This is a genomic window from Pseudomonas sp. 05N434 (assembly GCF_056396965.1).
Window position 1 is genome coordinate 1 of record NZ_JBFTMK010001059.1, and the last position, 567, is coordinate 567.

Sequence of the window (567 nt, forward strand, 5' to 3'; positions counted from 1 at the left end):
ATCAGTCGCTGGGCAGCCCTTGCATAAAAGTTCAGGTCCTAAAGCCAGGTGGCAAAGGTGCTGCCAGTAACTCAATGGATTTTTGCAGTATTTCTGGAAAAGGCTTCAACACCGATTTCTCGGAGGTTGTGCTGGAAAAAGGAGAGTTTTCCAATAATGAACTTTTATTCACTCTAACTCTTATGTCTCTAACACAGGGCGCAGACATTACTGAGGTATGTAAGTTTAAGATTGACGGTGAAGCGCTCAGTGGGCCGAGCTGTGATACGCGCTAATGCTCTTAACAGGCGTAAAGGGGGCGGATTTATTTGTGAGATGGATTTAACTTTCGATAAATAAATCTGTCCCGAATGGTACTTGTGTTAATGGTTGTTGCGAACGAAAAAGCATACACATATTACATTTATCGCATGAAATGGGGACAGACCACGCTTCAATAATTATCTGTAAAGAAATGAAGTGGGGCCCGACCACGATTCAATAATGATCTGAAAAACGTGGTCGGGCCCCGTTTTCTCTAATCAGCAAAAATTGCAATATATAGATGATCATTTGTTGGGTAATGAT

The 567-nt window shown here is 42.0% G+C and carries 1 protein-coding gene; it reads left to right on the forward strand.

The window, feature by feature from the left end:
* Window positions 1-275: hypothetical protein (locus tag AC1DLB_RS31700; RefSeq protein WP_477786493.1), on the forward strand; the 275-nt coding region annotated here is incomplete at its 5' end.
* Between the last annotated feature and the right edge of the window lie 292 nt (window positions 276-567).